Source organism: Bradyrhizobium sp. URHD0069 (assembly GCF_000701345.1).
Taxonomy (GTDB): Bacteria; Pseudomonadota; Alphaproteobacteria; order Rhizobiales; family Xanthobacteraceae; genus Bradyrhizobium.
The window spans coordinates 63,402-77,920 of record NZ_JNIJ01000010.1 but is presented as its reverse complement, the minus strand read 5'-3'; the positions used below and the strand labels follow the sequence as shown (position 1 = coordinate 77,920).

Sequence of the window (14,519 nt, the reverse complement as noted above, 5' to 3'; positions counted from 1 at the left end):
GCAGGCGCCAATGGTCCTGATCCGCTTCGACAGCTGTTCGCGTGCCCTCGGAATTCCCAATCCGGTTGCCCACCTCCGTTAGCGACGCGAATCAGGACAGATAGCCATGCGCGGTCAAATGATCAGGCTCATTGTTTCGATCGCGGCCGGCGTACCATTGGCCTTTGCCGTCAGCTGGGTTGCTCTGGCTCTTATCGGCTTTTAGCTGCGAGCGATTTTCGGCGCTCCGTATCTGCGGCGACCGAAGCCGATGTCGCGCCAAGGAATCAGGTTGTCCTGAAGCGCAGCACGCCGTCGGCCTCCTCGGCGGTCAGACGTCCTTCGACCAGCATGTAATTGACATGGGCGATCAGCTCGCCGGCGGCAAATCCCATCTGATGCACGTCGAGTGCGTGCTTGTGGAATACCACCGGCACCAGTTCCTTCGAGGTTTGCGGCGTGTCCCGGCAGGCCTCGGCAATCAGCCGGCACCGATCCTCGTGATGATCGGCCAATTGCTTGATACGTGTCTTCAGTCCGTAAAACGGCAGCCCGTGGCCGGGCAGCACGATGACGTCATAGGGCAGGGTGGTGGTCAGGCTCGCCAGCGAGGCGAGATACTCGCCCAGCGAGTTCTGGTCGGGTTCGACGGCCCAGACGCTGACGTTGGGCGAAATCTTGCTCAGCACCTGGTCGGCTGACAGGAACAGCTTGTCGGCGGCGCAATACAGCATCACTTGATCCAGCGCATGGCCGCCGCCGGTAATGACCTTGAAGCGCCGCGTGCCGATGGAAATTTCGTCGCCATGCGAGATGCGGCGGTAGGACGGCGGCAGAATCGAGACCCGCTTCAGGTAGTCCTGGCCGCGACCGAGCAATTTGTCGGTCAGGTCCTCGTCCATGCCGTGACGGCGGAAGAACAGGCGCTGCGCGTTTCTGCGCTCTTCGGTGCCGCGGTTCTGATGGTAGACCGACTGCAGATATTCCACCTGCGACATATGGAGCGAGCAGTTGAAGCGCTCGACGATCCAACCCGCAAGACCGACGTGATCGGGATGCGAATGGGTCACGATCAACCGGGTGATCTTCACATGCGCCAGCGGCCCTTCGAACAGGGCAGTCCAGGCTGCGATCGACTCCTCGTTGCCAAATCCGGAATCTACCATCGCCCAGCCGTCGCCATCGGCGAGCAGATAGATGTTCACGTGATTGAGGCGGAACGGCAGTTTGAGCCGGACCCACAATACTCCCGGCATCACCTCGACGACCTGATCCTGGCCGGGATGGTCTTCCCAGGGATAGCGCAGCGCCTCGGCCGAGGATTGAATCGTGTCTGTTTTTGAATGCATCGTTAGCGTCGCAATGTTGCGGCGCATGATTCGCCACAGTTTCAGCGGTTTGGCGAAGAGATCATGCGCCCGATAGAAACCCGGAGCACGATCGAACGCAAAACCGGATCCCACTTCTGCTGATCGCGCTCTATCGGCTTAGCCGCACAATCGGCGCGGCGCCAGCCGAAAAACGGTGGCGATTTCGACAAAACGCGGGGAATGCCGGCCCTGCGCCCCCGGCAAACGCGAGGCAATCCATGCATTCCCGGCGCAGGCTTAAGCCTGCGCCGCATGGCGACAAGCTTTAGGCGGCTCGTATGTTGGTGAGGAAGGCGTCGATTTCGGAGCGCAGCACGTCGGCTTCGTGCCGAAGCGCGCCGGACGCGCTCAGCACCTCGCCTGCCGCCGATCCGGCTTCGGTCGAGGCGGTGCTGACGCCGACGATGTTGCTGGAAACCTGGCTGGTGCCGCCGGCGGCGTGCTGGATGTTGCGGGCGATCTCGCGCGTCGCCGCGCCCTGCTGTTCGACCGCTGCCGCAATCGCAGCGGTGACTTCGTTGATCTCGCTGATGGTCTGGCCGATGTTGCGGATCGCGCCGACCGCCGACGTGGTCACCTGCTGCATGCTGGCGATTTGCGAGCGGATTTCGTCGGTGGCCTTGGCGGTCTGGTTGGCGAGGCTCTTTACCTCGGAAGCAACCACGGCAAAGCCCCTGCCGGCTTCGCCGGCCCGCGCGGCCTCGATGGTGGCGTTGAGCGCGAGCAGGTTGGTCTGCGAGGCGATGACTTGAATCAGGTCAACTACGACGCTGATGCGGCTGGCGTTTTCGGCAAGCCCTTGCATGGTGGCGTCGGTGACGCCGGCTTCTTCGACGGCCTTGCGGGCGATTTCTGCCGAAGTAATCACCTGGCGGCCGATTTCGGCGATCGATGAAGAAAGCTCCTCGGTGCCCGAGGACACGGTCTGCACGTTGACGGAGGTTTCCTCGGCGGCGGACGCGACCGCGGTCACCAGCGCACTGGATTGATCGGCGGTCGCCGACATGCTTTGCGCCGTGTCCTGCATGGAATTGGCCGACTTCTGCAGTGTGTCGAGCGCGGTGCGGACGGTGGCTTCGAAATCGATGATCCGCGCCTCCATGCGGGAAGCGCGTTCGGCCTTGGCGATGCGATCCTTGTCTTGATCGGCGCTGAGCGCGCGGGCCACGATCATGCTCTCGCGGAAAACCTGCAGCGAATTCGCCATCGCCGCAATCTCGTCGTGCTGGCTCGATCGATGGATTTCCGTTTCGAGGTCGCCGTCGGATAGAAGCTGCATCGAGCGCTGCAAGTTGCCGATCCGGCGCAGGATGTTGCGGCCGACATAGAGCCAGACGAACATCACCGATCCGATCAAAGTGAGGCCGCCAAGCGCAAGCATGACCGTGGTGGCCAGCGAAATCTCCTTGCGCGCCTGCCAGGTCGCGGCGTCGGTCTGGCTCTGCACGCCGTGGACGAGTTCCTGCACGCTGATGTCGAGGCCGACATTGAGCTTGCGAGTTTCCTCCAGAATGGTCTGGCCGTAATCGTTAGCGTCCAGTTCCTTCTGGCGAAGTTTGAAAACGCCGGTTTTGCCCTCGCCCAACTCCAGCAATTTCAGCGCGGCGTCTCGAAGCGCCGCAGTAGCGGAGTTTTTCGGCAGCAGATCGATATTGGATTTGACACGCGCCTGGCTCGCCTTGAATTCTTTTTCGATGGCCTCGAGCGTGTCGCCGCTATTTGCCGAGAGCGCAGCCGTCATGTCGGATGCCGACAGATTGCTGCTGGCAACGACATTGCCGATTTGTTCGACCGTCCGCGCGGCCTCGGTTGCGTCGTCAGGAGAAAGATTGGCAGAGCCGAGGATGGCATTGAGCTGGGCTTGGGCGTCCAGCATCGCCGGGCTGGCGGCGGCAACGAAGCTCGCCTGCGCGTTGCGCAGCGCGACGTATAGCTTCTCATGCTGGGCAGAGGCTTCCAACCGTTCGCGGGCCGCCCCGCCTAAGCTGTTGATCGTATCGTCGATGTTCTTTACGGTTTGAGTGAGGGCTGCGGCGATCGCCTTGTCGGCGCCGAGCTCGATGATCTGGCCAAGCGTATCGAACGTGACGGCTTGCGTTTCTTTCATTTTCTTGGAGCGCTCGTTCAGCGCATCCTGGCTTGCGGACGCCAGCAGTGCCGGGCCCTGACTGGCAAGGCTTGCGCTCTGCGCTGAAAGTTGCAGGCTGGCCGCGAGACGGGGAATGTCCCGCCCGCTCAGGTCGACCATCGACCTGCCGAGATGCCCCAGCACGATGCCGGCACCGTTGCTAATGACGAGCGCCATGCCTGCGATCACGGCGAAGGCGGCGAAGAGGCTGCCCCGGACGCCCCATTGCGGACGCAAGAACCTCAAGAGCCAACCAAGGTTACCGGTCGTGAATCGCGCCGCCATACTGTCCCCGTCCACCAGAGTTGAACTGCGGGTGGCAGTATCGCGATATGGAGTTAACAAAATCGGGAGCATTCGAAGGATTTGCGCAATTTTTGCGCATCAAAACAAAAAGGCCGGCGCAAGGCCGGCCTTTCCGTAGTTCTTCTGACTCGATCAGTACTTCGGGCCCACCGGACCGCCCCAGTTGAAGCGATAATTCAGGCCAGCCTTGACAGTATGCTCGTCGTCGCGGAAGCGGACGCCGACGATGTCGGCCGGGCCGCTGGTGAACGAGGTGCTGCCGAAGTTGTAGTACTGGTATTCGACCTTACCAGACCAGTTCGGCGCGAACATGTATTCGAGGCCGGCACCGACGGTATAGCCGTCGCGATTGTTGCCGTCGGTCGTGAAAGCCACCGGCACGCCGCCGACCCTTGCGCTGAGGTTGTTACCATCCTTCCAGGCATAACCGCCCTTGGCGTAAAGCAGCGCCGGGCCCCAGGTGTAGCCGAGCCGACCGGTGACCGATCCAAGCTGGTCGCTATTGGAGTTCACGAGAGTCCCGCCCGGGAACAGCACGCCATTGTTGTTGCTGCCAAGCCAGCTGTACTGGGCTTCGACACCAATCACCCAGCTGGGGGCGAACTGATAGTCGGCGCCGCCCTGCACACCGCCGAAAAAGCGGCCATCGTCACCGGTCAAGCTATTTTCGCCCGCGAAAGCGCCGCCGATGTGACCGCCGATGTAGAAGCCGGTCCAATTGTAGATCGGCGCCGGGGCATAAGCCGGAGCCTTGGTGTAGGGGCGAGCCGCGAGATCGGCTGCAAGTGCTGGCACAGTCGCGCCGAGAGCGACGAGGGCCACAGTAGCGAGTAGAAACTTCTTCATTAGTTTTTTTCTCCGCAAGATCTTCGGAGGGCCGCGTACCGGCTCCATCCATGGGGGCGGAGATAGACACCTTTTGCCTAAAATGCTGTCACCCATCGGTCACACCTGCCGAGAACCCAACCATTTGGGCTACAACAAATTTCCGTGACTAACGAACCCCTAACCACACCTTAAAGATGCCTTAATTTTTCGATGACGCAGCACGCTGCGTGGCGGGCGGGGATTGTGTCGCCGTGGCTAGCGCTGCATCTGCATGATTTCGTCCATCGGCATCATGTTGTGGTTGAGGTTTGCCATGATCCACAGCGATCCGCCTATCACGAGAAATACGATCAGGACACCGAAGGCCAGCGCCAGCACGTTGTTGGTGTTGTCAGGCCCCGTTGTAATGTGCAGGAAGAACACGAGATGCACACCCATTTGGGCAATGGCCAAAACGATCAGTGCCACCGGAATGCTCGGCTGCCATACGAGGTCGGTGCCCGCGACAAAGAAAGAGGTCGCCGTCAGCAGGATGGCGAGCCCCAGTCCGGTGAGATAGCCGATGACCCGCTGCCCGATGCCACCCTCTACGTGCTCATCGCCCGGCGCGAGATCGATGCAGTCGTCGAGCTCATGGTGTGCGTTGCTCATGCTGCGCTTCCCAACAGATACACGATGGTGAATACGGCGATCCAGATGATGTCGAGCGCGTGCCAGAACAGCGCGAAGCACAGGATGCGGCGCTGAATGTCCGGCCTGAATCCTTTGGTGAAAACCTGCGCCATCATCGTCAGCAGCCACAGGATGCCGGCCGAGACGTGCAGGCCGTGACAGCCGACCAGCGTGAAGAACGCTGACAGAAAGGCGCTCCGGGTCGGTCCGGCGCCCTGTGTAACGAGGGCGGCGAATTCCCTGCCCTCAAGAATGAGAAAGGCGAGGCCGAACACGCAGGTGACGGCCATGGCAAGTTGGAACCAGGTCGTCTGCCGGGCGTCGGCGGAGATGGTGGCGAGGCCGCAAGTAAAGCTCGACGCCAGCAGGAATCCAGTTTCCATCGCGACACTGCGCAAATCGAACAGGTCGCGGCCGCTCGGCCCACCCGCCGTCTGCCCGACCAGGACGGCGTAGCTCGCGAAGAAGGCCGAGAACATGACCATATCGCTGAGAATGAAGATCCAAAAACCGTAACCGGTAACGATGCGCTTCGACGCGGGGCCGCTCCAGCTGCGACTGGAAGCCCGCAACGTGTTGGGATCGTCGTGAGTTTCTGCAAAGGCAACTGTGCTCATCGGGCAGCCTGTGCGCTAAGGATCGCCTGACGCTGCGCATTGCTGCTGCGGTCGATGCGTGCGACTTCGTCTGCCGGAATCACATACTCATCGTGGTCACGCCACGCGAACACGATGAAAGTGGCGAAGGCGCCGATCGCTCCTGCGGCAACCATCCACCAGATGTGCCAGATCAATGCAAAGCCCATCATGGTGGCGAAGAAGGCGCAAACGAATCCGGTCGGCGAGTTGCGCGGCATCTCAATGTCTCGGTACTCCGGCTTTTCGTCGGATACTGTCCCCTCCGCCGCACGCTTTTTGATCCTCCAAAAGGCATCCTCGCCGGAGACGTCGGGCAGCACAGCGAAATTAAAGACCGGCGGCGGCGAAGAGGTGGCCCATTCGAGCGAGCGGCCATCCCATGGGTCGCCGGTTTTGTCGGCCAGGCGCGCACGCTGGCGGATGCTGACGACAAGCTGCAGGATTTGAAACACGATGCCGCACAGGATCAGGGCTGCGCCGAACCCGGCAACGATCAGCCAGGGGTGCCATTCCGGCACGTCATAGTGCTGCATCCGCCGGGTCATGCCGAGCAGGCCAACTGCATAAAGCGGCATGAAGGCGACGTAGAAGCCGACCTGCCAGCACCAGAATGCCGCTTGCCCAAGACCTTCGTGAAGCTTGAAGCCGAACGCCTTGGGAAACCAGTAAGTGTAGCCCGCGAACGCGCCGAACAGAACGCCGCCGATGATGACGTTGTGGAAGTGCGCAACCAGGAACAGGCTGTTGTGCAGGACGAAGTCAGCTGGCGGCACGGCGAGCAGAACGCCGGTCAAGCCCCCGATGATGAACGTCACCATGAAGCCGATGGACCACAGGAGCGGCGTCTCAAACCGTACCCTGCCGCCATACATCGTGAACAGCCAGTTGTAGATCTTCACGCCGGTCGGCACCGCGATGATCATGCTTGCGATGCCAAATATCGCGTTGACGTCGGGGCCGGCTCCCATGGTGAAGAAATGATGCAGCCATACCATGAACGAGATAACGCAAATCGCCATGGTGGCGAGCACCATCGAACGGTAGCCGAACAGCGGCTTGCCGGAGAACGTCGAGACCACTTCCGAGAAGATGCCGAACGCCGGAAGCACGAGAATGTAGACTTCCGGATGACCCCAGGCCCAGATCAGGTTCATGAACATCATCATGTTGCCGCCGCCGTCGTTGGTAAAAAAGTGAAAGCCCAGATAGCGGTCGAGCAGCAGCATCGCCAACGTCGCGGTCAGGATCGGAAATGCCGCCACGATCAACAGATTTGTCGCCAGCGCGGTCCAGCAGAACATCGGCATGCGGAGATAAGTCATGCCCCTGGTGCGCACCTTCAGCACGGTGGTGACCAGATTGATGCCCGAGACCAGCGTGCCGACGCCGGCTATCTGGAGCGACCAAAGATAATAGTCGACCCCGACGCCGGGCGAATAAGCGAGCTCCGACAGCGGCGGATACGGCAGCCAGCCGGTGCGCGCGAATTCGCCGACCACCAGCGATATGTTGACGAGCAGCGCCCCGGTGGCGGTCAGCCAGAAGCCGACCGAGTTCAAGGTCGGAAAGGCAACGTCGCGCACGCCCAGTTGCAACGGGACGACCAAGTTCATCAGCCCGATCACGAACGGCATGGCGACAAAGAAGATCATGATCGTGCCGTGCGCCGAGAAGATCTGGTCGTAATGCTCCGGTGGAAGGAAACCTTGGCTATGGAACGCAACCGACTGCTGCGCCCGCATCATGATGGCGTCCGCAAAGCCCCGCAGCAACATCACCATGGCGAGCAGCGTGTACATCACGCCGATGCGCTTATGGTCGACGCTGGTGATCCACTCGTGCCACAGATACGGCAGGTGCCCCTTGATGACGACCCAGGCGAGGATAGCGAGAATGGCGAGCGCGACGACGCCGGAAGCGATCATGGGGATCGGCTGATCGATCGGGATCGCTGCCCAGGTGAGCTTACCGAACATCGGCGACCCCCGGCAGTGCGGCTCCTATCACGCCCGACGGCGCTCCTGGGGAAGACGGTATCTTCTGCGTCGCGATCGATCGAAAGAGATCCGGATCGGCCAGCCGGTAGATTGCCGGCTCGTTCTTCATCGAAGGCTTGGCGATCTGTTCATAGCTATGCTCGTCAAGCGACTTCTCCACTTGTGAGCCGTCCTGCGCCCATTTCGAAAATTCCTCTGATGGCACGACATGGACGTCAAAGTGCATGTCGGAAAATCCGTCGCCGCTGAAATGCCCCGAAAGGCCTTGAAGCGTCCCGGGCTTGTCCGCCCGAAGATTGAGCCGGGTGGTCATGCCGTTCATGGTGTAGATCAGGCTTCCGAGTTGCGGGATGAAGAACGCGTTCATCACGCTTGCCGAGGTGAGTTGGAACTGCAGCGGCACGCCGGCGGGAACGGTCAGCGTATTGATGGTCGCGATTTTCTGGTCGGGGTAGATGAACAGCCATTTCCAGTCGAGAGACACCGCCTGAATCGTCAGCGGCGGCGAAGGTCCGTCGATCGCCTTCGCGGGGTCGAGTTCGTGGGCGCCGATCCATGCGACGCCGCCGAGCAGGATGACGGTGAGTGTAGGGATCGACCAGACGACAAGCTCGATACGGCCCGAATACTCCCAGTCCGGCAAGTGGGCTGCCTTTGCGTTGGATGCCCGAAACCAATAGGCGAAGGCAAAGATCGCGACGATGGTTGGCACCACGATCGCAAGCATGATCGCAACTGAGTCGATCAGGATGGTTTTTTCGGCGATTCCGATCGGGCCCTGTGGATCAAGGATATTCATCGCCGACCCCTGACATTAAGACGAACCATGAAGTGAAAGCGGCGATAGCGGCGCCGCCGCGCGGGCGTATCGAAGTCGTGAGTTATCTTCACATCACTTAAACTGCGGAATCGTCGGGACAGTTATGCGCGGCGGCGGCGGCGCAGCCATCCTGGAAGCGTTTCCAATCCCGCTCGGATCGACCGTCACGTTGTTCATCCCGCCGGCGTTTGCCGGGCCCCGCGTAATGCCGCTGATGGGCACATTTCCCATTCCCGCTCCGCCCGCGGCTCGCGCCCATGAAGCGGCAGGGGTGGCCAAGATCAGTAACGATGCGAAAGCGATTTTTGCCGAGGTGTTCGACAAGGCGAAACTCCACTTTGGTTTGCTAGAACGTCGGATGCGTGAAGCCCATCTAGGGTCGCCAATCCGCCCGCACCATTAAAATGAATTTTAGAAAGGGATTTCGGTGCGCCGCTTTCGAGGTTGTGATCATATCCCTCATCCTGAGGAGCGCGCCCTGCGCGCGCGTCTCGAAGGATGGCCGCGAGTCCCTGCGTTTGCGTCCATCCTTCGAGACGCTTGCTTCGCAAGCTCCTCAGGATGAGGTCGGTATCCTTCACACGCTCTTTCGCCGGCGATGACGGCTGGGCGTGTGGCGCGTTGAGACCGTCATTGCGAGCGAAGCGAAGCAATCCATAATTGCCGCCAGCATAGAAAAGCTGGATTGCTTCGTCGCTTCGCTCCTCGCAATGACGGCAAGAGTCGTCATACCCCGCGCATGCGGGGTATCCAGTACGCCGCGGCCTCTCGATTCCATCGTCAGCGTCTCTGGAATACTGGATCGCCCGCCTTCGCGGGCGACGACGACTGAAAGTGTGGCGCGTTCGTATTCACCAAACACGGCTTCGCGATCCCGCGGCGCGATGCGCCCGAGTCGTGCTGGAATTTTTCGCCCAACAGAGGGCGTGGGGAATGCCGGGTGCACGGTGCACCCGCAGCCCGTGTGCAATGGTAGTAAGCACACGGTAGTCACCGCAGGTCACCGGAACACCCGGCATTCCCGCACGCAATGGTTTTAACGGCTTATATCGTGCTCTCCCCGGCGACGAATTCGTCTTGTCACCGTCATCGGCGGATTGGGGTTTTGCCGAACCCGGTTGGGCTCGCAAAACCTCCGCCGACTTGACACCAGCACCGGGTGCCAGGACCACACGGTTTTGCCGTACGCGTTAGCGTCGTTCGTCTGCGCGCCGCAAATCGCTCACGAGGTTCAACCCGCCCTGCGATTGCGAAATGCGCGCCCGACGCTGCCGCGTCCACCGCATCCCACCCCGCGTCCGTGACGATCGCGATACGCCCCTCTCATGGGGTGAGACGGCGAGGGTTCTAAAAGTGATTTGGGTCAAACGGGAAGCGGAATATTTTTGCAAATGGGGCTGGACTACCCAAATCAGATTGATCCGGCTCAACAAATTACACTGATCGCCGCCGGTTTCTTACCCTGGAAGGCCATAGCGAACTCGTCACGCAGAGAACCGCGAATCAAGCTGGTGGTCTTGGAAACGTTCCGGCACGAAAAAGCCCCGGATCATGCCGGGGCTTTGAAGTTGCTGAGACGATAAAGATCGATACCTCGCGACGACCGCGCCGCCCAACCTAGATCGGGCTTTAGTTAAATTTGTAGTTGAGGCCCGCGCGGATCAGATCGTTCTGGATATGGCTGGTCGTGACGATCGTAATCCCCGCGACCGGATCCGGAACAAAGACGCTGGTCATGTTGCCGAGGTCCATGTGCAGGTATTCGAACTTTCCGGTCCAATTGCCCCACAGTCGCGCCTCGATGCCGCCACCGACCGTCCAGCCGCTCTTGGTCGTACTGGAAGAACCCCCGAGTGTCCCTGCAGGGAGGAAGAGCGTTTGGTTTTCGTCAATCCCGCCCCAAGCGCCGCCACCCGTCACGTAGAGCAGATAGCCATCATTGGCCCAGCCGAGGCGGCCACGCGCGGTCGCGAACCATTCGAGCTTTTGGCTCACGGTAATACCCGCTGTTAAAGCCCCTTGATTCTGGCAGAGAAAGCCGCACGACGTATCATGCTGGTCGGCCCATTGGGCGTCACCCTCCACGCCAAGGACAACATTTCCGACCTGCCAGTTGTAGCCGGCCTGACCGCCGAACAATCCGCCCTTCGGGGGCGACCGTATGTTTGTCGAATGAGCTTGCGACGATGCCTGGCTGAGTAAGCGATTGGGTGAAGTCGTTGTTGCCGAAGCCGTAGCCGCCGTTGATGCCGATATAGAATCCGGTCCAGCTCCAAACTGCCACCGCCGGCGGAGCCTTGTACATCGGCGCTGTCGAGAGATCCGCCGCCATCGCGGAGCCACCGAGCAAGGCGGCCAGCGCGACACCTGCGAGTACAATCTTTTTCTTTTTCATTGCAATTCCTTACTGCTTTGCCCCGGGAGTCCACTCGGGTTCGGTCGCGCGACAGCGCTATCGGAAGTACGGCGCGCGATGGAAGCAACCGTAAGGTGCTCAAGATCGGTCGCGCTACCGTCATCGTTAAGCGCGAACCAAACAAACAATGTTTTTCTTTCTGATGTCGGGGTTCGGCTCAGGCGTGCTTGAGTCCGGAATGCGCCCCAGGCGAACGTTCGCCCACGCCTCTGGATTTATGGGTTCATGCGCTAGAGCTTTTCCGTTTCGATGGAATCGAAACGGGGCTTTGGATTCCTGATTTGACGCGTTTTCTTGACGCGACCGGGCTCCACTTCGCTTGAATACGCGCTAGTCCGGGCGAGACGCGGTCTCTGACCTTACCCGCGTCACATCTTTTGCCGCCACCGCGGGCGCTGCGCCGCCCCACATGTTGCGCATATAAGTCAGTACCGCAGCCACCTGGCCGTCGCCGAGTTGCCGTCCGTAGGACGGCATTCCCGGCGCGGTGGGTTCGCTGGCGGTCGCGACGCTGCGTGCGCCGCGAAGCACGATGCGGATCGCGGTGGTGGGATCGGCCGACCGCACCATCGAGGAATCCGCAATCGACGGGAAAAGCTTTGCAACACCACGACCGTCCAGCGCGTGGCATGCCGAACATTGATCGCGGTAGATTGCGGCGCCGGCGGCCATTGCCGGGTTATCCTGCGGCAGCGGTTTGACGTCGTCCTCAACACCCGGCAGCGACTTCAAATAAGTGGCGATCGCTCTGACGTCTGCATCCGTCATCTGTGACGTCGAAAGCTTAACGGCCTCCGCCATCGGTCCGGTCGCGGCGCTAACCCGGTTGTGCCCAGTTTTCAGAAAGGCGGCTATGTCATCGACGGCCCAGCGGCCGAGACCCAACCTCGTGCTGTTGGTGATGTCGGGAGCGGACCAGCCTTGCAGATAGGAACCCTGCAAATATTGGTTCAGCTTGTCGCCGCCCAAAAGCGATTTTGGAGTATGGCAAGCGCCGCAGTGTGCAGGTCCGTCGACCAGGAATGCGCCTCGGTTCCATTCGGATGATTTTTGCGGATCGGGCGTGTACTCCCCCTCCTTGAAGTACAGCGCATTCCACACCCGCATTGCTGCGCGGATGTTGAAGGGAAACGGCAACGCGGTTGCGGCCCGCGGATTGTGCACCGGCGTGACCGTATTCAGATAGGCCCGGATTGCCTGCACGTCGGTACGGGACATCTTGGTAAAGGCGTTATACGGCATTGCCGGATAAAGCGGCGATCCAGTTCGGCCGATCCCTTTGCGAACGGCTGCGTCGAACTCGTCATCACTCCATGCGCCAATACCGGTCTCCGGATCGGGAGTGATGTTCGGTGCGAAGATGTTTCCGAACGGCGTCTCGATCGCGCGTCCCCCGGCGAACGGCTGGTTGCTATCCGGAACGGTGTGGCAGCTCACGCAATCAGACGTCACCGCAAGGTATCGACCTCTTTCGATTTGCGTGAATGCCTGAGGGTCGGAATCTCCCGCTTGGGCAGAGCAGCTCGCTCCGACCGCCACAAAGGCAACGAGCGCACCGAGCAACCGCACGTTTGTTGTCTTACGCATCGACGAGCGGTCCCGGGTTCTTGAGATAGCGATTGCGGATTGCATCCGCCGCCCAGTAGGCCAGTGCGCCAACCGTAAGTGTCGGATTGTATCCGGCGTTCTGCGGAAATGCGCTTGCGCCGAGGACAAACAGGTTAGACACGTCCCAGTTCTGCAAATAGCGGTTGATCGCGCTGGTCTTCGGATCGGTACCCATGATGGCGCCACCGTTGAGATGGGTGGTCTGATACTCCGTGTTGTCGTAGGGCGCAGTGCGATAGTGCTTCGCGAGTTGGTCCGCGCCCATGGCCTTGATGATTTCCGCAAACTTGTCGGTCATGAACCTGTTCTGTTTCACTTCGTTCTCATGGAGATCCATCGTGATGCGCATCAGCGGCCGGCCGAGCCGGTCTTTGTATTCGGGATCCAGATCAAGATAGTTGTCGCGGTACGCATAGAAGCTCCCGTGCACACCTGTGCCGGGCTTCACGGTGCTCAGGTAATTGTCACGCACCGCGCTCTTCCATGAAGCACCCCATTTCGGCGTGCCGGGTGGCGTGAGCGTGCTCTCAATCGGACGGGCGCCGGTCTGCACCTGGCCCATATACGCTCCGCCGACGAACCCGTGCGGGCCATGATCGAAGTTGTCGCCATTGAACTCGTCGATGCACATGCCGATCGAGCCCGAGGCGATGAAGGGGTTGAAATTGAATTTCTTGTTGTTGAAGAACCCGTTCACGGTCGATGTCGTCTGATGCGTGTAATTGCGGCCGATCACGCCGCTGTTGGCGATCGGGTCGTACGGTTGGCCGATCTTCGAGTGAAGCAGAAGCTGGACGTTGAACATCGTATAGGCCGACAGGATCACGAGATCCGCTTGCTGCTCCCATTCCTCTCCGCTGCTGTCCACGAACGTAACGCCTGTGGCGTGCTTGCCGGAACGGTCGACGTTGATCCTGACCACCTCCGAATTGTCCTGCGCCGTGAAATTCGATTTGCGGACGAGGACCGGAAGGATCGTCGTTTGCGGGCTGGCCTTCGAATAGTTGCCGCAGCCGAACCATTCGCAAAATCCGCAGTAGGTGCAGGGACCCATGCGCAGGCCGAGCGGATTGGTGTAGGCCGTCGACAGATTGCCGGACGGCTGCGGAAATGGCTTGTAGCCGAGTTCGCGGGCAGCCTTGGCGAACAAAGTTTGGCTAAAGGGTTGCGGCTGCGCGGGGGTCGGATAGGGCCGCGAACGGGGGCCTTCGAACGGATTTCCGCCTTCCTGAATCTGTCCTTTCAGATTGCCCGCAGTGCCCGACGTCCCACAAAGATGTTCGAACCTGTCGTAAAACGGTTCGATGTCGTCAAACGTGATGCCCCAATCCTGGATCGTCATGTCCTCCGGCATGAACGATTTGCCGTAACGCTCGGTCAGATGACTCTTCAAAACGAAGTCGGATGGCAGGAAGCGCCACATCTCGGCGTTCCAGTGCACACCGCCGCCGCCAACGCCGTTCGGGGGCATGAACGCACCCCAGCTCCGGATAGGCAACGCCGTCTGGTCCATCTTGTTGCGGAATGTGAACGTCAACTGGTCTGGGCGCAGGAACAGCTCATGCCGCACGCGATAGCGAAGCTCGTCCTGCATGTAGCTTGGCGGAAAATCGGTCGGCGTATCGCGCCAGGGGCCGCGTTCGATCGCGATAACATCGAGGCCTTCGTCGGTCAGTTCCTGAGCCATGATCGAACCGGTCCAGCCGAGGCCGATGATGACGACGTCTTTCTTCGGAAGCCTGCGCGCCATGACCGGT

Annotated in this window: 12 protein-coding genes; 1 reads left to right on the top strand and 11 read right to left on the bottom strand. The window is 60.5% G+C overall.

Features of this window, described 5'->3' with window-relative positions; all coding sequences use genetic code 11:
- Positions 1-266 precede the first annotated feature (266 nt).
- The 7 genes from N554_RS0104610 to cyoA form a co-directional block, all read right to left on the bottom strand.
- Positions 267-1,328: an MBL fold metallo-hydrolase gene (locus tag N554_RS0104610; protein ID WP_029582405.1), complete on the bottom strand. Its 1,062-nt coding sequence runs from the start codon at positions 1,326-1,328 to the stop codon at positions 267-269.
- 286 nt (positions 1,329-1,614) lie between these two features.
- On the bottom strand, positions 1,615-3,762 hold the full coding sequence (locus N554_RS0104605) for a methyl-accepting chemotaxis protein (RefSeq protein WP_029582404.1): 2,148 nt from the start codon (positions 3,760-3,762) through the stop codon (positions 1,615-1,617).
- A gap of 153 nt (positions 3,763-3,915) precedes the next feature.
- Positions 3,916-4,629: an outer membrane protein gene (locus tag N554_RS0104600; RefSeq protein ID WP_029582403.1), complete on the bottom strand. Its 714-nt coding sequence runs from the start codon at positions 4,627-4,629 to the stop codon at positions 3,916-3,918.
- A gap of 237 nt (positions 4,630-4,866) precedes the next feature.
- On the bottom strand, positions 4,867-5,262 hold the full coding sequence (gene cyoD, locus N554_RS0104595; protein ID WP_029582402.1) for a cytochrome o ubiquinol oxidase subunit IV: 396 nt from the start codon (positions 5,260-5,262) through the stop codon (positions 4,867-4,869).
- Positions 5,259-5,900, bottom strand: coding sequence for a cytochrome (ubi)quinol oxidase subunit III (locus N554_RS0104590; protein ID WP_029582401.1), 642 nt, complete (start codon positions 5,898-5,900; stop codon positions 5,259-5,261). The genes cyoD and N554_RS0104590 overlap by 4 nt, the downstream gene beginning before the upstream one ends.
- Positions 5,897-7,897: a cytochrome o ubiquinol oxidase subunit I gene (gene cyoB / locus N554_RS0104585; RefSeq protein WP_029582400.1), complete on the bottom strand. Its 2,001-nt coding sequence runs from the start codon at positions 7,895-7,897 to the stop codon at positions 5,897-5,899. The genes N554_RS0104590 and cyoB overlap by 4 nt, the downstream gene beginning before the upstream one ends.
- A complete protein-coding gene (cyoA, locus tag N554_RS0104580; RefSeq protein ID WP_051677316.1) occupies positions 7,887-8,717 on the bottom strand; it encodes a ubiquinol oxidase subunit II in 831 nt (276 codons plus the stop codon). The genes cyoB and cyoA overlap by 11 nt, the downstream gene beginning before the upstream one ends.
- 124 nt (positions 8,718-8,841) lie before the next feature.
- Here cyoA and N554_RS0104575 point away from each other — a divergent pair, with 124 nt between their 5' ends.
- Positions 8,842-9,141 carry a hypothetical protein gene (locus N554_RS0104575; RefSeq protein ID WP_029582398.1) on the top strand — a complete coding sequence of 100 codons (300 nt, stop codon included), beginning with the start codon at positions 8,842-8,844 and terminating at the stop codon, positions 9,139-9,141.
- 1,226 nt (positions 9,142-10,367) lie between these two features.
- Here the strand turns inward: N554_RS0104575 and N554_RS35385 are convergent.
- The 4 genes from N554_RS35385 to N554_RS0104550 all read right to left on the bottom strand — a co-directional run bounded on the left by N554_RS35385 (position 10,368) and on the right by N554_RS0104550 (position 14,512).
- Positions 10,368-10,901 carry an outer membrane protein gene (locus tag N554_RS35385; protein ID WP_371259455.1) on the bottom strand — a complete coding sequence of 178 codons (534 nt, stop codon included), beginning with the start codon at positions 10,899-10,901 and terminating at the stop codon, positions 10,368-10,370.
- Positions 10,813-11,133, bottom strand: a complete 321-nt coding sequence (locus N554_RS41710; RefSeq protein WP_245283518.1) for a hypothetical protein — start codon at positions 11,131-11,133, stop codon at positions 10,813-10,815. Before N554_RS41710 ends, N554_RS35385 begins: the two co-directional genes overlap by 89 nt.
- A 351-nt stretch (positions 11,134-11,484) precedes the next feature.
- Positions 11,485-12,741: a c-type cytochrome gene (locus N554_RS0104555; RefSeq protein WP_029582395.1), complete on the bottom strand. Its 1,257-nt coding sequence runs from the start codon at positions 12,739-12,741 to the stop codon at positions 11,485-11,487.
- Positions 12,734-14,512: a GMC family oxidoreductase gene (locus N554_RS0104550; protein WP_029582394.1), complete on the bottom strand. Its 1,779-nt coding sequence runs from the start codon at positions 14,510-14,512 to the stop codon at positions 12,734-12,736. Before N554_RS0104550 ends, N554_RS0104555 begins: the two co-directional genes overlap by 8 nt.
- Positions 14,513-14,519 lie beyond the last annotated feature (7 nt).